Raw genomic sequence first — 22,092 nt, 5'->3', positions numbered from 1 at the left:
CGATGGCGGCCGACTTCGTCGCAGAGCACGTCGAGCTGACGCCCGCTGAGCTGGCTCGTGGCTTTCGCCTGCGGTTCGTGGACGAGGCCGCCGTCGTCCACCTCGCCGAGCGGTCGATCTCCGACGGAGGCTCGCCCGATCCCGCCCTCGACGCGCTCAGTCTGCTGCTCGCCGACGAGCTCGACCGCGTGGAGCCATTGATCTCCGACGTCGAGGAACGACATGCGGTCGACGGCACCGAGGCCAGCAGGATCTGGCTCTACCTCGTGCTGCTCCTCGCCTTCGAAGGACGCAACGCCTCCGGCAATCCGATGTCCGAGATCGAGCGAATCTACGCCGACTTCGACTATCCCGAGGAGATCGAGAACTTCGTTCCCTTCCTCCCCGCGCCAGAGGGGCAGGCTCCGGGACCCGAGGGGATCGAGGCGCGCTGGGTTTCCTACCTTGAGGCTCGTGACATCGAGTTCCGCGAGCGCGGCAGGAGTGACTGACCCGTCGCGCACGAGGCAGACGGACGTGGTGGTCCGACGTGACCACCACACAGGCGGATAGCCTCGGAGACATGGTGACGACGCGGGCCTACCTCGCACACACGCCCGTGGCACTCGCCCACCGAGGCGGGTCGCTCTATGCGCCGAACGTCGGCCTCGAGAACACCATGACCGCCTTCAGCAACGCCGTCGACCTCGGCTACACCCACCTCGAGACCGACGTCCACGTCACCCGTGACGGGGAGCTCGTCGCATTCCACGACACGAGGCTCGACCGGGTCAGCAACGCCCGCGGACGCATCCGCGACCTGCCCTGGTCGGAGGTCTCACATGCGGAGGTCGGCGACGGTGGCCATGTGCCGCTGCTCACCGACGTGCTCGACGCGTGGCCGGAGGTCAACCTCAACATCGACCTCAAGGCGCCCGGCACGGCCGAGCCGCTCTGGCGCATCATCGAGGAGCGCGGCCTGCACGACCAGGTCTGCGTCGGCTCCTTCTCCCAGCGCAACATCTCGCACTTCCGCCGTCTGTCGCGGGGCACCGTCGCGACCGCTGCGGCTCAGGTCGGCACCGCCCTGGCGCGCTTCGGGCCCGGCGCGCTCACCGCGGTCTTCCGCACCCCGGCGGACGTCTTCCAGGTGCCGCCGTCGGTCCCGCTGCGAGGGCGTTCGGTGCCGGTCGTGACCCGGCGCCTCGTCGACACGGCCCACCGCTTCGGCAAGCAGGTCCACGTCTGGACCATCGACGACGCCGACGAGATGCGGCGCCTGCTCGACCTCGGTGTCGACGGGCTCGTCAGCGACCGCATCGACGTGCTCAAGGAGGTCCTCGTCGAGCGCGGCGCCTGGACCGGTCGCGCCTGAGCGCCGGTCCTGCACCACGGCGCGACCTGGCGGAGACGTCAGCCGCAGCGGACGGCATACGCCATCGGGTCAGCGGACGAGGACGTGCCCCCGCGACGTGCTGAGACGCGTCCAGCGGCCGTGGGCCGCGATCGACGCCGGCTCGCCCGGCGCCGTGAAGCCGAGCACGTGCGCGCCGAACGCGAGTCCTGCCGCGATGGGCGGCACGGTGTCGCTCATCGTGCCCCAGGTGCGCCGCCGGAGAGCGTCGACCGCGTGACCCCCGGCATTCTCTGGAGTGCCCTCTGCGACCTGCGAGATGCCTTGGCGCGCAATGGAGTCGATGACCTCACCGTCGAGCTGACCGACTGGCTCCCATCCGTCCCGTGGAGGGGTGAGCCCGCTCCATGGCGCGCGGACGGTCGTCGGCGGGACGCTGAGGACCGCACCCGCACCGTCGCGGGCGAGTCGGTCGCTGACCGACGCGAACGACACGGTGGTGTCGACCGCGTCGGACGGCGCGATCGTCACGACGCGCATGCCGAGCACCGTGCCGTCCCCCATGAGACCGGTGCCCTCGATGACCGCGACCGTGGTGACGAGGAGGGTGCCGAGCACCTGGAGGCGCACGGCGCCGTCGGGGTTGGCGCGGCCCGCGCGCGCGAGGTAGGTGCCGAGGTCGGCGAGCCCTCGCTGGTCGCCGAAGTCGATCTGCGGCGTGCCCGTCATCGACGTCGCCTCCGGAAGGGTGCGGGGGCACCGACGTGGGACTGCACCGATGCACGCTCGTCGGGTCGCATGCGCCTCGGCGACTCGCTCGCGAAGTCGTAGAGGGCGAGCTCGGTCTCGGCGACGGCGTAGACGGGCCGCTCGCCCTCACCGACGTCGTCGGGGTCGGTGACGATGTAGGCGACGTCGAAGCCCGCACCCCCGACCCGCGAGACCCACATCTGGATCTCGACCGGTGCGTGCCGGAAGCCGAGGGGGCGGCGGTACTCGATCTCGTGGCGCGACACGAGCACGCCCTCGTCGAGCATCGTCTTGTCTCCCGCTCCCCCGCCGTCGAACCAGTCGCGGAACGCGATGACGCGCGCGTCCTCGAGCAGGCGCAGGAACTGCACGTTGTTGATGTGCGCGTACGCGTCCATGTCGGACCAGCGCAGCGACACGTGCGCGGCATACGGCGTGGTCTGCGGTTCCGTCTCCGTCATGCCCCCATCCTTCCAGCCGCGCGGGCGCGGCCTCGTCCACATCCCCCCCGTGGACCGGCCGTCGGTCCACAGCCACGGGGTATGCCGGTCGGCCCGGTCGCTGGCGCCCCGTAGGTTGGGTGCCATGACGTCACCCCCCGCCGCTCCCCCCGTTGCCGACGTCGACCCCGACCTGCGCGAGCGCGCGACGACCGCGCTCCGGCGCCTCGTCGGCCGCGACGACGTCGACTTCCGCGACGGTCAGCTCGAGGCGGTCAACGAGCTCGTCGCCGGACGACGGCGCGTGCTCGTCGTGCAGCGCACGGGGTGGGGCAAGTCCGCGGTCTACTTCGTGTCCACCGCGCTGCGTCGAGCCGAGGGTGCCGGGCCGACCGTCATCGTGAGCCCGCTCCTCGCCCTGATGCGCGACCAGATCGCGGCCGCCGAGCGAGCCGGCATCAAGGCCGTCACCCTCAACTCGACGAACGCCGACGAGTGGGGCGCCGTGTCCGGCGCGCTCGCGCGTGGCGAGGTCGACGTGCTGCTCGTCAGCCCCGAACGCCTCAACAACCCCCGGTTCCGCGACGAGCAGCTCCCTGCGCTCGCGGAGTCGTGCGGTCTCCTCGTCGTCGACGAGGCCCACTGCATCAGCGACTGGGGTCACGACTTCCGCCCGGACTACCGGCGCATCCGCGACCTGCTGACGACGCTGCCCGAGCGCACTCCCGTCCTCGCGACGACGGCCACCGCCAACGCTCGGGTCGTCACCGACGTCGTCGAGCAGCTCGGCGCCGGCGGGCGTGACGTCCTGACGCTGCGCGGCCCGCTCGCCCGGGCGTCCCTTCGGCTCGGCGTGCTGCCCCTCGCGGCACCCGAGCAGCGCCTCGCCTGGCTCATCGCGCACCTCGGTGAGCTGCAGGGGTCGGGCATCGTCTACGCCCTGACGGTCGCCGCCGCGGAGGACGTCGCGGTCGCGCTGCGCGAGGCGGGACACCAGGTCGCCGCCTACACCGGACGCACCGAGCCCTCCGAGCGGATCCGGCTCGAGGAGGCCCTGCGCGACAACGAGGTCAAGGCCCTCGTCGCCACCTCGGCCCTCGGCATGGGCTTCGACAAGCCCGACCTCGGCTTCGTCCTGCACCTCGGGGCCCCCTCGTCGCCGGTCGCCTACTACCAGCAGGTCGGTCGAGCCGGCCGAGCCACGGAGCGCGCCGACGTCCTGCTCATGCCCGGGCCGGAGGACAAGGACATCTGGCGCTACTTCGCCTCCGCGTCCATGCCCAGGCAGGACCAGGCCGACGCCGTCATCCGCGCACTGTCCGAGTCCCCCAAGGCGCTGTCCACGGTGGCCCTCGAGTCCATCGTCGACGTGCGCCGCACGCGCCTCGAGCTGCTGCTCAAGGTCCTCGACGTCGACGGCGCCGTCCACCGCGTGCCCGGAGGATGGACCGCCACCGGACAGCCGTGGACCTATGACGCCGAACGCTACGGCCGCGTCTCCGAGGCCCGTGAGCGCGAGCAGCAGCTCATGGTCGACTACGAACGCACCGACCGCTGCCGCATGGCCTTCCTGCAGGAGACTCTCGACGACGACTCGGCCGAGCCTTGTGGTCGCTGTGACCGGTGCACCCAGCCCTGGTTCGACACGACGATCCCCGAAGCCGCCGTCAACACCGCCCGGTCGCGCCTCGAGCGCCCCGGCGTCGTGCTCGAGTCGCGTGCGCAGTGGCCGTCGGGCATGGACCGCCTGGGAGTCCCCCTCAAGGGCAGGATCGCACCCTCGGTGTCGATGCAGGAGGGGCGAGCCGTCGCCCGCCTCAGCGACCTCGGGTGGGGCCAGCGGCTCCGCGAGCTGCTCCGCGGTGAGGACCGGGAGGTCCCGGCCGAGGTCGTCCGCGCCTGCGTCGACGTGCTCGCCGGGTGGGGCTGGCAGGAGCGGCCAACCGCCATCGTCTCCGTGCCGTCGCGTCGGCGCCCGATGCTTGTCGAGTCGCTCGCCACCGGCCTCGGACAGCTCGGACGTCTCCCCTACCTCGGGGCGCTCGACCTCGTCGAGGGCGGGCCGGTCGGCGAGCCCGGCGGCAACAGCGCCTTCCGGCTCGCCAACGTGTGGGGTCGGCTCGCCGTCGGCTCCGAGCTCGCGGCCTCGCTGAGCGGCGTCCCGGGTCCGGTGCTGCTCCTCGACGACGTCAGCGACTCACGGTGGACGCTCACCGTCTGTGCCGGGCTCCTGCGCGAGGCCGGCGCGCCGGCCGTCCTGCCGATGGCCTTGGCGATGGAGGCGTGACGCGGGTCGGGGGTCGCAGCGAGCACTCGCCCGGGGCCACTAGGGTCGACCTGTGAGTGCCGACGCCCCCGCCGAACCGCGCCCGCTGCCCCCGCTCGAGGACCTCATCGAGGTGCTGACCCTCCGCGACGTCGGCACCGCGCAGATCGCCGTCACCGACGTCCAGGGACGTGACGCCGCCGAGTCGATCGGCGCGTCGTCCGCCCGCGTCTTCGAGGGTCGCAGCCAGAAGATGCCCCACGGGCGCGTCTTCGGTGGCCAAGTCCTCGCCCAGTGCGTCATGGCCGCCGGCATCACCGTGCGCGACCTCAACGACGGCGACGGTGCACGACCGATCCACTCGCTCCACGGCTACTTCATGCGTCCGGGCGACGACACCCTGCCGATCCGCTTCGCCGTCGAGGAGATGCGTGACGGCAACTCGTTCTCGACGCGCCGGGTCCACGCCGTCCAGAAGGGCGCGCCGATCATGTCGATGGTCTGCTCGTTCCAGGAGCGTGCCGGGGGTCTCGACCACCAGAACGCGATGCCCCAGGTCGCCGGACCCGACGGGCTCACGTCCCTCGCCGACGCCTTCCGCGGGGTCGACCACCCCGGCGCCCGGCACATCTCCGAGTCGCGCCCGATCGAGCTGCGACCCGTCGAGAGCAACATGTTCCTCGACGCCGGGCCCGAACAGGTCGCGACGAACCACGTGTGGATGCGGGCCATCGACCGGCTCCCCGACGACCCGCTGCTGCACGCCGCCGTCCTCGCCTACTCCAGCGACTACTCGCTGCTCGAGCCGGTGCTGCGCCGGCACGGCCTCGTCTGGACCGACCGTCGCCTGCGGGTCGCGAGCCTCGACCACTCCATGTGGTTCCACCGCGACGTGCGCCTCGACGAGTGGCTGCTCTACGCCCAGCAGTCGCCGTCGGCCGTGAGCGGCCGTGGCCTGTCCATCGGCGAGATCTTCAGCCAGGACGGCACCCTCGTCGCCACGACGGCCCAGGAGGGCATGGTCCGCGTCAAGGAGTCCTGACACACGAGGTCGGCTCCGCCCCGGAGGGCATGGTCCGCGTCAAGGAGTCCTGACACACGAGGTCGGCTCCGCCCCGGAGGACGGGCAGCCCGCCCGTTCAGCACATCGCCTCGCAGACGCGCACGCCGCCGCACTCCTTCGCCTTGGGCGGGCCATTCCCCCTCGCTGCTCGCCCGCTCGCCCGCCCGCTCGCCGGCTCGAGCGAGCCCTCACAGTCGAGTGGCCTCGTGGCCCCACGTGCACCAGGTAGGCATGGGACCACTGTGACGTCGCGGCCACTCGAGCGGCGAGCGTGGTGGGGCCACTGTGACGTCGCGGCCACTCGAGCGGGGAGCGTGGTGGGACCACTGTGACGTCACGGCCACTCGAGTGGGGGTGAGGTCAGACGGCTGTGCGCAGGACCGCGACGTCGTGGCCGTCCAGCCTGACCCCGTGGGAGTCGACGATCGGCGATCGGCCCCACGACGCGAGCACGTGCTCGACCTCGCCCGCGAACGGGACGACGCCGGCGCGCCCGGCGAGGTTGGCGACGACGTGGACGGACCCGCGCGACATGATGAGCCACCGGGCGTCCTCGTCGTAGGTCACCGACGTGCCGCGCAGGTCGCCGGAGGCGACGTCGGGCTGCGTGCGCCGCACCTTGATGAGCTCGCGGTAGAAGTGGAGCATCTCGTTGTGTCCCGGAGCGTTCGGCTCGCTCCAGTCGAGAACGCTGTGCGCCCGGGTGGCCGGGTCCTGCGGGTCGGGGACGTCGGCCTCGTTCCACCCGTGAGCGGCGAACTCGGCACGCCGGCCCGTACGCACGGCCTCGGCCAGCCACTCCTCCTCGAAGGAGGTGAAGAAGGCGAATGGGGTGCTCGCTCGCCACTCCTCTCCCATGAAGACCATCGCCGTGAACGGGGAGAGCAGGTAGAGGGCGGCACCGATCGCCTGCTGACCGGGCGAGACCTGGTCGCTGATGCGGTCGCCCGTGGCACGGTTGCCGACCTGGTCATGGGTCTGGAGGTAGGCGAGGAACTCGTGCCCTGAACGCACCTCCGGGTCGACCCGTGCGCCCCAGACCTCGCCGCGGAAGGTGGAGAGGCGCCCGTCGTGGAGGAACGCGTCGGTGAGCGTCTTGGCGAGCACCGAGATCGAGCCGCCCTCGGGCCACGCCTCGTTGCTGCCGGCGAAGTCGGCGTAGTACCCCTGCGTCTCCCCGGTGAGGGCGACGTGGAGCGCGTGGTGGATGTCGTCGTCCCACTGGGCCGTCATGCCGCGACCGCCCTCGACGGTGGGCGTCACCATGATGGCGTCGTTGAGGTCGCTCTCGGCGATGAGGTCGAGCGGTCGCCCGAGCTCTGTTGCGAGAGAAGCGGTCTCGTCGGAGAGCTGCGCGAGGATGTGCGGCTCCGACGCGTCGCGCAGCTCGTGCACGGCATCGAGCCGGAGGGCGTCGACGTGGAAGTCGCGGAACCACCGGAGGGCGTTGTCGACGACCCAGCGCCGCACCTCGTGGCTGCCGTCGGCGTCGAGGTTGACGGCCGGGCCCCAGGGCGTCGTGTGGGTATCGGTGAAGTAGGGCCCGAACTCGGCGAGGTAGTTGCCGGTGGGACCGAGGTGGTTGTAGACGACGTCGAGGCACACGCCGAGGCCACGACCGTGGCACGCGTCGACGAAGCGCTGGAAGGCGGCCGGTCCGCCGTAGGCCTGCTGCACGGCATACGGCGCGACCCCGTCGTAGCCCCAGCCGTGCGTACCGCCGAAGGCGGCGACGGGCATGACCTCGACGACGTCGACGCCGAGGTCGACGAGGTGCCCGAGGTGGGCGATGGCTGCGTCGAAGGTGCCCTCCGGCGTGAACGTCCCGATGTGCAGCTCGTAGAGGACGCCGCCGAGGACGCCACGGCCGTCACGGGTGCCACGCCACTCACCGTCTCCCCAACGGTGCGCCGCCGCGTCGAAGGTGCGGCTCGCGGCGTGGACGCCGTGCGGCAGCCAGGCGCTGCGCGGGTCGGGCCGCGGGTCGCCGCCGTCGATGCTGAACGCGTAGTCCAGGGTGACGTCGTCCGGACGCGCCCACGTCCACCACCCGTCGTCGCCGGCCGTCATGGCGTGCCGTTGCGCCGCCGAGGTCGGCTCCGCGCCGGACCCGTCGACACGGGCGACGACGACGTCGACCCTGGACGCTGATGGGGCCCAGACGCTGAGCATGTCGGAGGTCATGACTCGTCCCGTACCCGCACGAGCAGCGCGACGGGCAGGGCGCCGTCGCCGACGAGGTCGGCCAACGGCGTGGGTCCCCCGTCGAAGGTGCGCGCGGAGACGACGTCGGACCATGGTCCCTCGGGCAGGTCGAGGGCTGCGTCCCCGAAACCCCCGCTGTCGGCGAGCCGACCGGCGAGACGCGTCACGACGGTCACGACCTCCACGTCCTCGCCCGTGCCCCGCCCGAAGGCGACGACGTGCTCGGAGCCGGTCACGACAGGGACATACGTCGCGTCCTCACCGGTGAAGCACTCGGGCCATTCACGACGCGTGCGCAGGGCGGCTGTCGTGACGAGGAGCTTCTCGTCGTCGAGGTCCGCCGGGGAGCCGCCGCCGTCGAGACGCGCCAACCGGTCGCGACGGTCGTCGTAGTCGACGAGCCGCCGGTTGTCGGGGTCGACGAGCGACAGGTCGACGAGGTCGGTGCCCTGGTAGACGTCGGGCACGCCCGGCATCGTCAGCTGGACGAGCTTCTGGCCCAGCACGTTGGCGCGTGTCTCGCGCTCCGTCGAGCCGACCCAGGCCTCGACGTGCGCCACGATCTCGGGTGTCGTGACGACGCCCGAGACGAACCGCTCGACCGCGGCCTCGTAGGCCTCGTTCGGGTCGGTCCACCGCGTGTGCAGCTTCGACTCGCGAATCGCCTTGAGCGCGTAGCCCTGCAGCCGCTCCTCGCTGATCGGCCAGGCGCCGACGACGGTCTGCCAGAGGAAGTACTCGGTCAGCGCGTCGAGCTCGGCGGCCCGCACCGGTGCAGCGATCTCTCGAGCCGCCCGCACCCAGGTCGCCCACGCCTCGGGCCGCTCGGCGAGCACGAAGAGCCGCGCCCGCACGTCCTCGGCACGCTTGGTGTCGTGGGTCGAGAGCGTCGTCATCGACTGCGGCCACTGCGCGAGCAGGTCCTGCGCGAACGAGTGGAACTCCGCGGTCGGAAGGCCCACCTGCGTCGGGTCGCCGCCGACCTCGTTGAGCCCGACGAGCCGGACGTAGCGGTAGTAGGCCGTGTCCTCGATCGCCTTGGCCATGGCCGGACCGCACGTCTGCTGGAAGCGCACGACGAACTCGTCGCGCGCCGCGTCGTCCCGGACGTCTCCCTCGCCGAGGGCGAGCCCGACGAGGCCCTGGACCACCGCGTCGTCCAGGGCACCTGAGGCGCTCCTCGCACCACGTGCGGCGGCCGACCGGAGCTCGGCCGCGTCCTCGCTCGCAGCGGGGACTCCCGGCCGGACGTAGACGCGGTAGCGGTCCATCCCGACGAGCATCGCCTCGAGCACCTCCCGCGCGGCGGCCTCCTCGAGGTCCGGGCGCGCGCGGGCGACGAGCCTCATGAGCCGGCTCACCTCGGTGGCGAGCATGACCTGCACGACCCATCGCTTCGACTCGGTGACGATGGCCCCAAGGTCCTGCCGCTCGCCGAGCAGCTCGGTCGAGAGGTCGTCGAGCGGGGCCGCCCCGGCGGGGTCGACGAAGAGCCCGCTCATGCGCAGCAGGGCGTCGTAGCCGGTCGTGCCGGCGGTGCGCCACGCGTGCGGCAGCGGCTCCTCCCCCTCGAGGATCTTCTCGACGACGACCCAGGCGTCGCCCGTGGCAGCACCGAGCCGCTCGAGGTAGCCCTCGGGGTCGGCGAGGCCGTCGGGGTGGTCGATCCGCAGGCCGTCGATGGCACCCGAGCGGATCCCGTCGACGAGCAGTGCATGGGTCGCGTCGAAGACCTCGGGCTCCTCGACCCGCACGGCGATGAGCGAGGTGACGTCGAAGAAGCGGCGGTAGTTGAGCTCGGAGTCGCCGACGGTCCACGACGCCAGGCGGTAGTGCTGCGCGTCCAGCAGCTCACCGATCGGCAGCCTCGGGTCCGTGCCGGGCGCGAGGGGGAAGACGTGGTCGTAGTACTGCACGACCGGTTCGCCCTCGTGCTCCGCGATGGAGATCTCCCCGGCCGCAACCGCCTCGTCGAGCGAGGCCCCGAGCACCGGCATGAGGATGCGGCCGTCCTGGGCGTCCCAGTCGACGTCGAACCACGTGGCGTATGCCGACTGCCGGCCCTCGCGGAGCACCGACCACAGCGGGCGGTTGAGCGAGAGCGGCGTCGGCGTCGTCATGTGGTTGGGCACGACGTCGACGACGACGCCGAGTCCGGCCGCGTGCGCCGCCTCGACGAGCCGCTCGAAGGCGGCGTCGCCGCCGAGCCCCTCGGCCACCGTCGTGTGGTCGGTGACGTCGTAGCCGTGCTTGGAGCCCGCCGTGGCCTGCAGCACCGGCGACAGGTAGAGATGCGTGATCCCCAGTGCCGCGAGGTGCCTCACCTGCGCGACCGCGTCGTCGAGCGTGAAGTCCGGTTCGAGCTGGAGCCGGTGGGTCGAGACGGGTGCGCTGGCATACCTCACGCGGTGGCCTCCTCCGTGACGCCCGGGATGATCGGCGAGACGATCTCGCGCGGGCACCTCAGCACGACGATGCTGCGCGGCTGGACCTGGATCTGCCACGTCGCGTCGAGGTGGTTGGCCTCGACCTCGTGCAGTGCCGTGTCGATGACCGGGATCCACTCCGCGCCGTACTCCTCGTCGGGCAGGGTGAAGGTCAGCGGCTCGTCGTGGGCGTTGAACATCACGAGGAACGAGTCGTCGAGGATCTGCTGGCCGCGCGGGTCCGGCTCGGGGATGGCCGAGCCGTTGAGGAAGATCATGAGCGACTTGGCGAGGCCGTTGCTCCAGGCCTCCTCGTCCATGTGCTGCGCCTCGGGCGTGAACCAGGCGATGTCACCGAGCTCGCTCTCGCCGCCGTGGTCGGCGTTGCCGGCGAAGAACCGGCGGCGACGGAACACCGGGTGCTCGCGGCGCAGCTTGACGAGCGACTGCGTGAAGACGAGGAGCTTCTGGTCGTCCTCGTCGAGGACCCACTGGATCCACGAGATGTCGTTGTCCTGGCAGTAGCCGTTGTTGTTGCCGCCCTGGGTGCGGCCGAGCTCGTCACCGTGCAGCAGCATCGGCACGCCCTGGGAGAAGAGCAGCGTCGTGAGGAAGTTGCGTTGCTGGCGCAGGCGCAGGTCGCGGATCTCGGGGTCGTTCGTCGGCCCCTCGACGCCGCAGTTCCACGACCGGTTGTGGCTCTCGCCGTCGTTGTTGCCCTCGCCGTTGGCCTCGTTGTGCTTCTCGTTGTAGGACACGAGGTCGCGCAGGGTGAAACCGTCGTGGGCCGTGACGAAGTTGATCGAGGCGATCGGCTTGCGGCCCGAGTGCTCGTAGAGGTCGCTGGATCCCGTGAAACGAGAAGCGAACTCGCCGAGCGCGCCGCCCTCGCCGCGCCAGAAGTCGCGCACCGTGTCGCGGAACTTGCCGTTCCACTCGGTCCACAGCGGCGGGAAGTTGCCGACCTGGTAGCCGCCCTCGCCGACGTCCCACGGCTCGGCGATGAGCTTGACCTGGCTGACGACCGGGTCCTGCTGGATGAGGTCGAAGAAGGCCGACAGCTTGTCGACCTCGTGGAACTGGCGGGCCAGGGTCGCGGCGAGGTCGAAGCGGAAGCCGTCGACGTGCATCTCGGTGACCCAGTAGCGCAGCGAGTCCATGATGAGCTGCAGGACGTGCGGGCTGCGCATGAGGAGGCTGTTGCCGGTGCCGGTCGTGTCGTAGTAGTGGCTGAGATCGTCGCTGACGAGGCGGTAGTAGCTGTTGTTGTCGAGCCCGCGGAACGCCAGCGTCGGGCCCATGTGGTTGCCCTCGGCCGTGTGGTTGTAGACGACGTCGAGGATGACCTCGATGTTCGCCGCGTGCAGCGCCTTGACCATGGCCTTGAACTCGAGCACCTGCTGCCCGCGCTGGCCACCGGCGGCGTACTCGTTGTGCGGGGCGAGGAAGCCGATGGTGTTGTAGCCCCAGTAGTTGGACAGGCCGCGGTCGACGAGCGGCGCGTCCTGGACGAACTGGTGCACGGGCATGAGCTCGATGGCAGTGATGCCGAGGTCGCTCAGGTGCTTGATCATCGCCGGGTGCGAGATGCCGGCATAGGTGCCGCGGATCTCCTCGGGGATCTCCGGGTGGAGCATCGTCAGGCCCTTGACGTGGGCCTCGTAGATGATGGTCTCGTGGTACTCGTGGCGCGGCGGGCGGTCGTCGCCCCAGTCGAAGAACGGGTTGATGACGATGGAGTGCATCGTGTGGCGCACGTTGTCGTCGGTGTTGATCTTCGTCGTCGTCGCGGCCTTGGCGTCGCCGAAGGTGTACGAGTAGAGCGACTGGTCGTTCTCGGCCTGGCCCTCGATGGCCTTGGCGTACGGGTCGAGCAGGAACTTGCTCGGGTTGCAGCGGTGACCGTTCGCGGGGTCGTAGGGCCCGTGCACGCGGAAGCCGTAGCGCTGCCCGGGCTGCACGTAGGGCACGTAGCCGTGCCAGACGAAGCCGTCCGTCTCGGGCAGGTCGAGGCGCGTCTCGTTGAGGTCGTCGTCGAGCAGGCAGAGCTCGACGCGTTCGGCGACCTCGGAGAAGACGGCGAAGTTGACCCCCGAGCCGTCGTACGTCGCTCCGAGTGGGTAGGGCTTGCCCGGCCAGATCTCCATGGACCTTCTTCCGTCGTTCGGTCGCGGCAGCGCCGCGGCGCCACGGCGTGGCGACCTGCGGACGACGGTGGCCGCACAGCGCATTCTCCCCTGCCGAGGCCCGTCGAGCGCAAGCGGCCGTATGCCGGTCGGCGCGCCGCGCGGCGACGCGCCGTCCGGGGCGTGGTGGAGAGGGCGCTGGTCAGCCGGCGCGTCCCTGCTTCCAGTACCCCATGAAGGCGACCTGCGGACGGGGCATGCCACCCTCGCCGACGAGGAGGCGCCTACAGGCCTTGACCGTGTCGGAGTCCCCGGCGACCCAGGCATACGTGTCGACACCGCCTGATCGGGGCCGCGCTCGGGCCGTTGCCGTGACGTCGTCACCCGAGGAGCTGTAGGCCGGCGTCTCCCACACCTCGTCGTCGTCGAGGTCGGCGGACGGTCCGAGCAGCCCACGGTCCGCGACAGGACGCGCGTCCGCGTCGAGGCCAAGGCACTCCCGCAGGGCAGCGAGGGTCTGCTCACCCCGGGGGTGGGACCCCCGCGCGATCCAGTGACACCGGACCCCGGCCGGGAAGCGGACGTCGAGGAAGTCCGCCGCGCCCGGCACCTCCACGACCGCCACGCCGCGAGTGCCGGCCGGCAGGGACTCGACGATGGAGGCGAGGGCGGGCAGGGCCGTCTCGTCGGCAGCGAGCAACAGACGCCGCCCGGTCCCCGGCTCGAACTCGATCCCGCCGAAGGCGCGTTCGTGACCGCGGCGGGGGGCGAGCAGGCCGATCTCGTCGCCGACGGTCGCAGCCGCCGCCCACGTGCCCGCCGGTCCCGCAGCCGCGTCGGACGCGCCGGGCGTGGCGGGCATGCCGTGACCGTGCAGCACGAAGTCGACGACGAGCTGGCGCTCGTCACCCTCCCCCTCCACGGCGCGGGCGGTGTAGGTGCGCAGGTGCCCACGCTCGGCCTCGGGGAGCGCGAGCCACGCGGCATACCACCCGTCGGGTTCGAGGAGCATGCTCGGAGCCGGCTTCCCCGGCGACGGGATGAGCAGCTTGACGCGCTGGTCGAGCGTCGGCCCCTCGGGGCCGAGGTGCTCGAAACCGTTGCCGCCGAAGCGGATCCGGACGAAGGACGGACTGAGTCGCTCGACCCGGCGGACGACGGCGGTGAGCAGCAGGACGGGACTGACGGTGGTCGTGGTCACGAGGTGGGTCCGCTCTGGTGGTGGGTGGAGGTGGGCACGACGAGCGGGGAACCGGTGACGGGGTCGGCGATGACGCGGCAGCCGAGGCCGAAGACCTCCGCCACGAACTCCTCGTCGACGAGGTCGGCCGGTGCGCCGCTGCCGACGAGACGGCCGTCGCGCAGGGCGACGACGTGGTCGGCGTAGCGGGCCGCGAGGTTGAGGTCGTGCAGGACCATGACGACGGTCGTCCCCCGGCTGCGGTTGAGGTCGCGCAACAGGTCCAGGACGTCGACCTGGTGGGCGAGGTCGAGGTAGGTCGTGGGCTCGTCGAGGAGCACGACGTCGGTCTCCTGGGCAAGGGTCAGGGCGATCCAGACGCGCTGTCGCTGGCCGCCGGACAGCTCCTCGACGTGTCGCTCGGCCAGCTCGACGGTCCCGGTCGCCTGCATGGCGCGGACGACGGCCTCGTCGTCCGCCGCCGACCAGCGCCGGACCAGCGTGTGGTGCGGGTGTCGGCCCCGACCGACGAGGTCCACGACGGTGATGCCCTCGGGCACCGGCGGACTCTGCGGGAGGAGCGCGACGCGACGGGCGAACTCCTTGGGTCGCAGCGACCACACGTCGTCGTCCGTGCTGCCGGGCCCCCCGGGGCCGCCGGAGACGAGGTGGACGCTGCCCTCGGCGGGACGTAGCAGGCGTGAGAGGCCGCGCAGGACCGTCGACTTGCCGCAGCCGTTGGGCCCGACGACGACCGTGACCCGGCCGGCCGGCACGTCGAGGTCGAGCCCCTCGACGACCCGGCGACCGTCGTAGGAGAGCGCCAGTCCGCGGGCCTGCAGGGCGACGCCGTCCGTCCTCGTGCGGGCCAGGGTCGTGGAGGTCATGTCAGGCCTTTCCGGCTCGGCCCGCGGTGACGACGACCGCGAGCATGAGGGGGGCACCGAGGGCGCCGGTGACGACGCCGACGGGGAGGTTGACGTCGGGGATGAGGTAGTCGCCGGCGAAGTCGGCCAGCACGACGACGACGGCGCCCACGAGGGCGGCCGGCCACAGGGAGGGCCGGCCACCGCAGAGCCGGCGCGCGACCGGACCCGAGAGGAAGGCGACGAAGGCGATCGGGCCGGTGGCGCTCGTCGCGACGGCAGCCAGCGCCACGGCCACGACGAGCCCGAGACGAGCCCGGCCCGCGGGCGCCCCGAGGGTCGTCGACAGGTCGTCCCCGAGCTCGGCGAGCCGCATCCACCGGGCGCACACCGCGAGCAGGGGGGCCAGCACGAGGACCCCGGCCGCGAGCAGCCCGATGGCGGGCCACGTGGCGCGCGCGAGGCTCCCGGTCAGCCACACGAGGGCCGCCTGGGCGTCCTGGATCGACGTGCGCGTCATGACGAACTGGATGACGCTCGACAGGAGCGCGGCGATGCCGATGCCGACGAGCACCGTGCGCTGGCCGGCGAGGACGGTGCCGCGGCCCACCGCATACATGAGCAGGCTGACCGCCACCGCGCCGACGAGGGCCGCCGCCGGAAGCCAGAGCCCCTGGGCGTCGAGGAACGTCAGGGCGATGACGGCGGCGGCGGACGCGCCGAGGCTGATGCCGATGATGTCGGGGCTCGCGAGCGGGTTGCGCAGGGTCGTCTGGAACATCGCCCCCGCGGCCCCGAACGCCAGCCCCGCGAGGAGTCCCATCAGGGCCCGCGGCAGCTTGGCCTCCATGACGATGAAGGAGGCGCCCGGGGCGTCCGGCAGCGTCTCTCCACGCAGGATGGGCAGCAGGTCGGCGAGCGCGACGACGTAGTCCCCGAGGAGCACGCGCACGAGGACGGCCGCGACCGCGGCCACGGCGAGGGCCGCGATGACGAGGCGCACCCGACGCGCGGGAGCTCGCCGGGCCCGGACGACGCGCGCGAGGTCGGCCGGACCGTCCACCGTCCCGCCGTGGGCACCGGCCTGAGCCGCGGTACGGGTGCGCACGTCGACGGTCACAGGCTCGCCATCCGTCCCCGGCGCACGAGCACGACGAAGAAGGGCACGCCGACGACGGCGGTCATGATGCCGGCCTGCACCTCGCTCGGCTGGGCGACGAGCCGGCCGACCGTGTCGGCGGCGAGCAGCAGCGTCGGCCCGGCGACGAGGCACACCGGGATGATCCGACGGTGGTCGGGGCCGACGACGAAACGGGCGACGTGGGGCACGACGAGGCCGAGGAAGCCGATCGGCCCGGCGAGCGCGGTCGAGGCACCGCAGAGGACGGCGACACCCACGGCGACGGTGGCCCGGGCCAGCAGGACGTTCTCGCCGAGACCGCGGGCCAGGTCGTCGCCGAGGGCGAGGGCGTTGAGCCGGCGGACGGCGAGGAGCACGACGACGAGCCCCACGGCGAAGAACGGCAGCACGGAGACGACGAGGTCGAGCCCCCGCCCCCCGATGGTGCCGACCTGCCAGAAGCGGAAGGAGTCGAAGGACTGCCGGCTGGAGACGAGCAGGCCCGACGACCAGCTGGCGAGGCCTGCCGTGACGGCAGCGCCGGCGAGCGTGAGGCGCAGGGGCGTCACGCCCCCGCCGAGGCCCGCGAGCGCGTGGACGAGGACGGCCGCGAGGCCCGCGCCCACCATGGCCCACCAGACGTACCCGCTGAGCGAGCCGACGCCGAAGACCGAGATCGCGACGACGACGGCCAGACCGGCGCCGGCGTTGACGCCGAGCAGGCCGGGGTCGGCGAGCGGGTTGCGGGTGAGCCCCTGCATCGCGGCACCCGCGAGGGCGAGCGCCGCGCCGACGAGGACGCCCACGACGGTGCGCGCGACTCTGGCCTCGACGATGCCGCGGTCGGCAACGGTGTCGCCGTGCCCCGTGAGCACCTGGAGGACGTCGCCGAGCGGGATGGCCTTGGAACCCAGCACGATCGAGGCGACGACGGCCACGACGAGCAGCACGAGGAGCAGGGCGGCGAGCGCGGGGGTGCGGCGGCGCGCACCCCCGGCTCCCCCGCTCCGACCTCCGCGGCCCCCGCCCACGGAGGTCGACGGGGCCGCCGGCAGGGTCGCTTCGGCCGAGGCCGTGAGCCCCTCCCGGTCGGCGGTCCGGGTGGCGCCCATCAGGCTGCGTCGGCCTTGTCGGCCGCGGCCGCCACGAGCGGCACGAAGAGCCGGGTCATGTACGGGATGGACAGCGGCGTCGGCGAGCTCATCGTCAGCCCCACCTTCTGGTCCTTCGTCGCCACGATCGCACCCGCCTTGATCGCCGGCACCTGTCCGACGAGCGGGTCCTTCGTCATGACACCGACCTCCGAGTCCTCCGTGATGTAGGTGAGGAAGACGTCGGCCTCGAGCGTCGAGGCCTGCTCGGCGCTGACGGTCAGGTAGAACTCCTTGGAGCCCTTGGCCTTCTCCTCGACGACGGGCGCGTTCTTCATGCCGAGCTCGGTCAGCATCTGAGGTCGCAGGTCGCTCGGGGTGTAGAAGCCGATCTGCGAGAGGTCGGTCGGCGCGACGTAGCCGTAGATGAAGGTCTTGCCGGCGAGCTGCGGGTACTTCGCCTTTGCCGCGTCGAGCGCCGCGACGGTCTTCGCCGCGACGGCGTCAGCCTGCGTCGAGCGGCCGAGCGCCTTGCCGATCGTCTCGAGCGAGTCCTGCCACGGCGTGCCGTAGGCGACGCCCGGGTAGGCGACGACGGGGGCGAGCTTGCTCAGCTTGTCGTACTCGTCCTTCGTGATGCCGGAGTTCGTCGCGAGGATCAGGTCCGGCTGGAGCCTCGCGATCTCCTCGACGGGGTTGCCGTCGGCGTCGTCGAAGCGCGTCGGGGCGGCGCCGCCGAAGGTGGCGAGCTGCGCGTCGAACCAGTCGGTCGAGAGGTTCGCGTTGCCGCCCCAGGTCACCTTGGGAGCACCGACGGGGGCCACCCCCAGCGCCGCGACGTGGTCGGCGTCGGACCAGCCGAGGGTGACGACACGCTGCGGCTCCTTCGTGATCGTGGCCGTGCCGAAGGCGTCCTCGAGGGTGACCGGGTATGCCGCCGGGTCGGCTCCCGGGGCGCCGGCAGCTGCCGCTGCCGTGCCCGCGGGAGTCGGGGCGGCGCCCCCGGTGGGGCCGGTGGTGCAGCCGGCGAGGACGAGGGCCGCGGCGACGGCGGCGAGGAGGGCGGTGCGAAGGCGCGACACGGTGACGGTCTCTCTGTCGGGGACGGGACCCACGCCACCCCTGTCGGACACTCCCCCGAGACGGCATTAGGTGAGGCTTACCTTAGTAAGTCTCACCTAACTGATGTCAAACCCGGCCCGGCATGCGTCCGGCCCCGTGCGAGCGCACGGGGCCGGACGGCATACGTCGTCGTCGAATCGCCTTGTGGCGGAACGGATCCGCCTAGAGCGCGCCACCGAGGGTGACGCCGCCGTCGATCGTCAGCGTCTGACCGGTGACCCACGACGCGTCGCTGCTGAGCAGGAAGCTGACGGCGCCGGCGACGTCCTGGGGCAGGCCGAGACGCTTCATCGGGTACGCGCGGACGACCTTCTCCTCGCGCCCCTCGTAGAGCGCCTCGGCGAACTTCGTCTTGACGACGGCGGGGGCGACGGCATTGACCCGCACGTCGGGACCGAGCTCGTAGCCGAGCTCGGTCGTCAGGTGGATGAGCGCCGCCTTGGACACGCCGTACCAGCCGATGACGCCGCTCGCGCCCTGCCCCGCGACGGAGGCGAGGTTGACGACCGACCCGGGATGCGCCTCGTCGCCGAGCCCCGCCGCGACGGCCTTCTTGATCCACGAGAAGGCGGCGACGACGTTGACGTCGAGCACCTTGCGCGCGATGTCGAGCCCGGAGTCGAGCATCGGCCCGTAGACGGGGTTGATGCCGGTGTTGTTGACGAGCAGGTGCAGGCCGCCGAACGTCTCGCGGGCCGCCGCGATCACCTCGTCCTGGTGCGCCTCGTCCGCCGCGTTGCCCGCGATGCCGAGGGCGTGCTCGGGGCCGCCCAGCTGCTCGACGGCCTCCGCCAGGGCCTCGGGCCTGCGAGCCGTGATGACGACCTTGGCCCCCTCGGCCACGAGGCACTCGGCGATGCCGAGGCCGATCCCCCGGCTGGCACCCGTGATGATCGCGACGGCGCCCTCGTGGCGCGCGCCGCGTGCGTCGACCCCCATCAGAAGCCGAGGTCCCGGCCGATGAGCTCCTTCATGATCTCGTTGGAGCCCGCCCAGATCTTCGTGACGCGGGCGTCGCGCCAGGCGCGGGCCACGCGGTACTCGTTCATGAAGCCGTAGCCGCCGTGCAGCTGCACGCAGTGGTCGAGCACGTCGTTCTGCACCTCCGAGCTCCACCACTTCGCCTTGGCGGCGTCGACGGCGGACAGCTTGCCCTCGGCGTGCGCCGCGATGCAGTCGTCGACGTAGGCCTCGGCGACCTCGATCTTCGTCACGAGCTCGGCCATGAGGAACTTGTTGTGCTGGAAGGCGCCGATCGGCTGGCCGAAGGCCTTGCGGTCCTTGGCGTACTGGATCGTCTCCTCGAGGATCGCCTTGGCGTGGGCGACGTTCGAGACGGCCGCGCCGACGCGCTCCTGGGGCAGGCGCTGCATCATCGAGATGAAGCCCATGCCCTCCTCACCGAGGCGGTTCTCGTCGGGGACGCGGACGTTCTCGAAGACGAGCTCGGCCGTGTCGGACTCGTCCATCCCGACCTTGTCGAGCTTGCGGCCGTTCTGGAAGCCCTCCATGCCGCGCTCGACCATGAGCAGCGTGATGCCCTTGGCACCCTTGGACGGGTCGGTGCGCGCCGCCACGATGACGAGGTCGGCCTGGTAGCCGTTGGTGATGAAGGTTTTGGAGCCGTTGAGGATCCACGAGTCACCGTCACGGACCGCGGTCGTCTTGAGAGCGGCGAGGTCGGAGCCGCCGGAGGGCTCGGTCATGGCGATGGCACAGATGAGCTCGCCGCTCGCCATGCCGGGCAGCCAGCGCTGCTTCTGCTCCTCGGTGCCGAGGTCGACGATGTAGGGCGGGCACACGTCGGAGTGGATGCCGAAGCACGAGCTCGTCGCCGCGTTGAAGCGCGACATCTCCTCGGCGACGACCGCGTTGAAGCGGTAGTCGTCGACGCCGGCGCCGCCGAACTCCTCGGGGATGTCGAGGCCGAAGAAGCCCTGCTTGCCGGCCTCGAGCCAGATGTCGCGCGGGATCGACTTGCCTTCGATCATCTCCTCGGCGCGGGGCGCGAGCGTGCGGGCGACGAACTCCCGCGCCGACGCGCGCATCGCCTCGTGGTCCTCGTCGTAGATGTTGCGGGGCATGGCGTCCTCCATCGGGCGTGCTCACGGGTGCGATGCGCCGGTACCCGTCGGTAACTAAGCGCTTGCTTAGTTTCCCTCCCCTGCGGCATGCTGTCAACGTGCCGCAGCCCACCACGACCCCGCCGACCGTCGGCGCCCGGACGTCCGACCCCGACGCCTCGACCGTCGAGCGGCTCCTGCAGGCCGCGGCCCATGCGTTCGCCGACACGGGCTTCCACGCGACGACCACCCGCGACATCGCCTCCGGGGCGGGCCTCTCCCCGGCCGGCGTCTACGTGCACTTCGGCTCCAAGGAGGAGCTGCTCTTCGCCCTGAGCCGCAGCGGGCACGAGTCGGCCCTGCGTCTCATGCGCTCGGCCATCGCCGACGGCTCGACACCCGCCGAGCAGCTCGTCACCGTCATGGCGCGCTTCACCGAGTGGCACGTCGAGCAGTACCAGGTGGCACGCGTCGTGCAGTACGAGCACCACCACCTGACCCCCGAGCACCACGCCGAGGTCCTCGCCCTCCGCAAGGAGATGGACTCCCTCGTGCGCGACGTCCTCGACCGCGGCGTCGCCGACGGCACCTTCTCCGTCGACGACAGCGCCGACACCGCGCTGGCGCTGCTCTCGATCGTCGTCGACGTGGCCCGTTGGTACTCCCCGACGATCCGACGCACTCCTGCCGAGATCGGCGCGACGAACGCCGCCCTCGCGCTGCGGCTCGTGGGCGCCGGGCACTGAGCGTGACGCCGGCCGTCACCGGCCACACGGTCCTCCAGGTGCCGGTGCCCGCGCTCGAGCCGTTCGTGCTCGCCCGCACGCAGCACTACGACACCGACTACGTCTCCGCCGACCCGGACTTCGTCCACGCTCACGTGACGGCCCTCGCGCCGTTCCTGGGCGAGGAGGCCCTGACGGGGGCGGATCTCGACGTCGTCGCCGACGTCGCGGCCACGACGACGCCCTTCGACTTCGTGCTCCGGACCGTCGACACCTTCCCCAACGGCATCGTGCACCTCCTGCCCGAGCCATCGGGCCCCTTCGCGGCGCTCACCGCGACGCTCTGGGCGGCTTTCCCGCAGTGCCCGCCGTATGCCGGCCGCTTCGGTGACGTCGTCCCCCACCTGACGCTCGACGCCCTGTCCGACGAGGTCACCGAGCGGTCGACGCGCCGACTGGTCGCCCCGCACCTCCCGGCCCGCTGCCGGGCCAGGCGACTCGACCTCGCGTGGTACGAGCCGGGCGCGTGCCGGGTGCTCCGCTCCTGGCGCCTCGGCGGCACCTGAGGGGTCAGCTCGTCGTCGAGCCCAGCGCCGACGTCGGCGTCACGGGCACGACACCCTCCTCGGGGACGGCCAGGGGCGCCTGCTCGCGGCGCAGCTCGACGGTCAGGCGGGGGAGGAAGAACTGGACCAGCGGGCCGATCGACACGGCATACAGCACCGTGCCGAGGCCGACGGGTCCACCGAGCAGCCAGCCGACGGCCAGCACGACGACCTCGATGGTCGTGCGGACGAGTCGGATCGACAGTCCCGTGCGCCGCGCGAAGCCCGTCATGAGCCCGTCGCGGGGGCCGGGACCGAGCTGGCTGCCGATGTAGAGCCCTCCGGCGACGCCGTTGAGCACGATGCCGGAGCCGAGCAGCAGCACGCGCGCCCACATCGACTCGGGCGGCGCGATGAGCGCGAGGCCGGCGTCGGCGGCGAGACCGATGACGACGACGTTGGCCACGGTGCCGAGGCCGGGCCACTGCCGCAGCGGGACCCAGAGCAGCAGGACGAGGGCCCCGACGATGATCGTCACCTGCCCGAACGACAGCGGCACGTGCGAGGCGATGCCGGCGTGGAAGACGTCCCACGGGTCGAGGCCGAGCGTCGAGCGGATCATCATCGCCATCGAGACGCCGTAGAGCACGAGCCCCACGAGGAGCTGGACGACGCGGCGCGGGAGGTGGCCGGCGCGCAGCTGCTGGCGCGGGGTGAGGTTGGCGAGGGGGACGTGACGTCTCACACCGTCCATGATGGGTGCCGGTGGAC

19 protein-coding genes are annotated in these 22,092 nt (G+C 71.9%); 6 read left to right on the top strand and 13 right to left on the bottom strand.

The genetic code is table 11. From position 1 onward, the window contains the following. The first annotated feature begins 2 nt into the window (after window positions 1-2). Together ACSSS0_RS18650 and ACSSS0_RS18645 are read left to right on the top strand one after the other, a co-directional pair. Window positions 3-491 carry a DUF2247 family protein gene (locus tag ACSSS0_RS18650; RefSeq protein WP_487229172.1) on the top strand — a complete coding sequence of 163 codons (489 nt, stop codon included), beginning with the start codon at window positions 3-5 and terminating at the stop codon, window positions 489-491. A 71-nt stretch (window positions 492-562) separates the two neighbouring features. Continuing rightward, a complete protein-coding gene (locus ACSSS0_RS18645) occupies window positions 563-1,354 on the top strand; it encodes a glycerophosphodiester phosphodiesterase family protein (RefSeq protein ID WP_487229171.1) in 792 nt (263 codons plus the stop codon). Between the two features lie 69 nt (window positions 1,355-1,423). On the opposite strand, the gene ACSSS0_RS18640 is transcribed toward ACSSS0_RS18645, so the two are convergent. Both ACSSS0_RS18640 and ACSSS0_RS18635 read right to left on the bottom strand, forming a co-directional pair. Further along, the gene (locus tag ACSSS0_RS18640; protein ID WP_487229170.1) at window positions 1,424-2,062 is read right to left on the bottom strand and encodes a DUF8185 domain-containing protein; all 639 of its coding nucleotides are present in this window, start codon (window positions 2,060-2,062) and stop codon (window positions 1,424-1,426) included. After that, window positions 2,059-2,544 (bottom strand): acyl-CoA thioesterase, encoded by a 486-nt coding sequence (locus tag ACSSS0_RS18635; protein WP_487229169.1) that lies wholly within the window; start codon window positions 2,542-2,544, stop codon window positions 2,059-2,061. The genes ACSSS0_RS18640 and ACSSS0_RS18635 overlap by 4 nt, the downstream gene beginning before the upstream one ends. A 124-nt stretch (window positions 2,545-2,668) precedes the next feature. Here ACSSS0_RS18635 and ACSSS0_RS18630 point away from each other — a divergent pair, with 124 nt between their 5' ends. Further along, entirely contained in the window at window positions 2,669-4,810 is a 2,142-nt protein-coding gene (locus ACSSS0_RS18630) for a RecQ family ATP-dependent DNA helicase (RefSeq protein WP_487229168.1), read from the top strand. A 52-nt stretch (window positions 4,811-4,862) separates the two neighbouring features. Continuing rightward, window positions 4,863-5,831, top strand: a complete 969-nt coding sequence (locus ACSSS0_RS18625; RefSeq protein WP_435986506.1) for an acyl-CoA thioesterase — start codon at window positions 4,863-4,865, stop codon at window positions 5,829-5,831. 381 nt (window positions 5,832-6,212) lie between these two features. Here the strand turns inward: ACSSS0_RS18625 and treZ are convergent, their stop codons facing one another. From treZ to ACSSS0_RS18575, 10 genes are all read right to left on the bottom strand, one after another. Then, window positions 6,213-8,036 carry a malto-oligosyltrehalose trehalohydrolase gene (gene treZ, locus ACSSS0_RS18620; protein ID WP_487229167.1) on the bottom strand — a complete coding sequence of 608 codons (1,824 nt, stop codon included), beginning with the start codon at window positions 8,034-8,036 and terminating at the stop codon, window positions 6,213-6,215. Further along, window positions 8,033-10,462 (bottom strand): malto-oligosyltrehalose synthase, encoded by a 2,430-nt coding sequence (treY, locus tag ACSSS0_RS18615; protein ID WP_487229166.1) that lies wholly within the window; start codon window positions 10,460-10,462, stop codon window positions 8,033-8,035. The genes treZ and treY overlap by 4 nt, the downstream gene beginning before the upstream one ends. Continuing rightward, window positions 10,459-12,630, bottom strand: a complete 2,172-nt coding sequence (gene glgX / locus ACSSS0_RS18610) for a glycogen debranching protein GlgX (protein WP_435986509.1) — start codon at window positions 12,628-12,630, stop codon at window positions 10,459-10,461. The genes treY and glgX overlap by 4 nt, the downstream gene beginning before the upstream one ends. A gap of 181 nt (window positions 12,631-12,811) precedes the next feature. Next, the gene (locus ACSSS0_RS18605) at window positions 12,812-13,810 is read right to left on the bottom strand and encodes a siderophore-interacting protein (protein WP_487229165.1); all 999 of its coding nucleotides are present in this window, start codon (window positions 13,808-13,810) and stop codon (window positions 12,812-12,814) included. After that, window positions 13,807-14,676, bottom strand: a complete 870-nt coding sequence (locus tag ACSSS0_RS18600; protein ID WP_487229164.1) for an ABC transporter ATP-binding protein — start codon at window positions 14,674-14,676, stop codon at window positions 13,807-13,809. Before ACSSS0_RS18600 ends, ACSSS0_RS18605 begins: the two co-directional genes overlap by 4 nt. Before the next feature lies 1 nt (window position 14,677). After that, window positions 14,678-15,775 (bottom strand): FecCD family ABC transporter permease, encoded by a 1,098-nt coding sequence (locus tag ACSSS0_RS18595; protein ID WP_487229163.1) that lies wholly within the window; start codon window positions 15,773-15,775, stop codon window positions 14,678-14,680. Then, window positions 15,772-16,887, bottom strand: a complete 1,116-nt coding sequence (locus ACSSS0_RS18590) for a FecCD family ABC transporter permease (protein WP_487229162.1) — start codon at window positions 16,885-16,887, stop codon at window positions 15,772-15,774. The genes ACSSS0_RS18595 and ACSSS0_RS18590 overlap by 4 nt, the downstream gene beginning before the upstream one ends. Then, window positions 16,887-17,948, bottom strand: a complete 1,062-nt coding sequence (locus ACSSS0_RS18585; RefSeq protein ID WP_487229161.1) for an iron-siderophore ABC transporter substrate-binding protein — start codon at window positions 17,946-17,948, stop codon at window positions 16,887-16,889. Before ACSSS0_RS18585 ends, ACSSS0_RS18590 begins: the two co-directional genes overlap by 1 nt. Window positions 17,949-18,150: 202 nt before the next feature. Beyond that, window positions 18,151-18,927 (bottom strand): SDR family oxidoreductase, encoded by a 777-nt coding sequence (locus ACSSS0_RS18580; RefSeq protein WP_487229160.1) that lies wholly within the window; start codon window positions 18,925-18,927, stop codon window positions 18,151-18,153. Next, window positions 18,927-20,072 (bottom strand): acyl-CoA dehydrogenase family protein, encoded by a 1,146-nt coding sequence (locus ACSSS0_RS18575; protein WP_487229159.1) that lies wholly within the window; start codon window positions 20,070-20,072, stop codon window positions 18,927-18,929. The genes ACSSS0_RS18580 and ACSSS0_RS18575 overlap by 1 nt, the downstream gene beginning before the upstream one ends. 98 nt (window positions 20,073-20,170) lie before the next feature. Between ACSSS0_RS18575 and ACSSS0_RS18570 the strand changes: the two genes are divergently transcribed. Both ACSSS0_RS18570 and ACSSS0_RS18565 read left to right on the top strand, forming a co-directional pair. Continuing rightward, a complete protein-coding gene (locus ACSSS0_RS18570) occupies window positions 20,171-20,797 on the top strand; it encodes a TetR/AcrR family transcriptional regulator (protein ID WP_487229158.1) in 627 nt (208 codons plus the stop codon). Between the two features lie 2 nt (window positions 20,798-20,799). Next, window positions 20,800-21,342 carry a 2'-5' RNA ligase family protein gene (locus ACSSS0_RS18565; RefSeq protein ID WP_487229157.1) on the top strand — a complete coding sequence of 181 codons (543 nt, stop codon included), beginning with the start codon at window positions 20,800-20,802 and terminating at the stop codon, window positions 21,340-21,342. 4 nt (window positions 21,343-21,346) lie between these two features. Here the strand turns inward: ACSSS0_RS18565 and yczE are convergent, their stop codons facing one another. Next, window positions 21,347-22,075, bottom strand: a complete 729-nt coding sequence (gene yczE, locus ACSSS0_RS18560) for a membrane protein YczE (protein WP_487229156.1) — start codon at window positions 22,073-22,075, stop codon at window positions 21,347-21,349. Between the last annotated feature and the right edge of the window lie 17 nt (window positions 22,076-22,092).

It is taken from the genome of Terrabacter sp. R4-6 (assembly GCF_057529065.1).
This window is presented reverse-complemented; position numbering and strand designations above follow the sequence as displayed.

Excerpts from the sequence above, each read along its gene's own strand:
- ACSSS0_RS18650 (WP_487229172.1), top strand. The coding sequence starts at position 3 with ATGGCGGCCGACTTCGTCGCAGAGCACGTCGAGCTGACGCCCGCTGAG.
- ACSSS0_RS18645 (WP_487229171.1), top strand. The coding sequence starts at position 563 with ATGGTGACGACGCGGGCCTACCTCGCACACACGCCCGTGGCACTCGCC.
- ACSSS0_RS18640 (WP_487229170.1), bottom strand. The coding sequence starts at position 2,062 with ATGACGGGCACGCCGCAGATCGACTTCGGCGACCAGCGAGGGCTCGCC.
- ACSSS0_RS18635 (WP_487229169.1), bottom strand. The coding sequence starts at position 2,544 with ATGACGGAGACGGAACCGCAGACCACGCCGTATGCCGCGCACGTGTCG.
- ACSSS0_RS18630 (WP_487229168.1), top strand. The coding sequence starts at position 2,669 with ATGACGTCACCCCCCGCCGCTCCCCCCGTTGCCGACGTCGACCCCGAC.
- treZ (WP_487229167.1), bottom strand. The coding sequence starts at position 8,036 with ATGACCTCCGACATGCTCAGCGTCTGGGCCCCATCAGCGTCCAGGGTC.
- glgX (WP_435986509.1), bottom strand. The coding sequence starts at position 12,630 with ATGGAGATCTGGCCGGGCAAGCCCTACCCACTCGGAGCGACGTACGAC.
- ACSSS0_RS18600 (WP_487229164.1), bottom strand. The coding sequence starts at position 14,676 with ATGACCTCCACGACCCTGGCCCGCACGAGGACGGACGGCGTCGCCCTG.
- ACSSS0_RS18590 (WP_487229162.1), bottom strand. The coding sequence starts at position 16,887 with ATGGGCGCCACCCGGACCGCCGACCGGGAGGGGCTCACGGCCTCGGCC.
- ACSSS0_RS18580 (WP_487229160.1), bottom strand. The coding sequence starts at position 18,927 with ATGGGGGTCGACGCACGCGGCGCGCGCCACGAGGGCGCCGTCGCGATC.
- ACSSS0_RS18575 (WP_487229159.1), bottom strand. The coding sequence starts at position 20,072 with ATGCCCCGCAACATCTACGACGAGGACCACGAGGCGATGCGCGCGTCG.
- yczE (WP_487229156.1), bottom strand. The coding sequence starts at position 22,075 with ATGGACGGTGTGAGACGTCACGTCCCCCTCGCCAACCTCACCCCGCGC.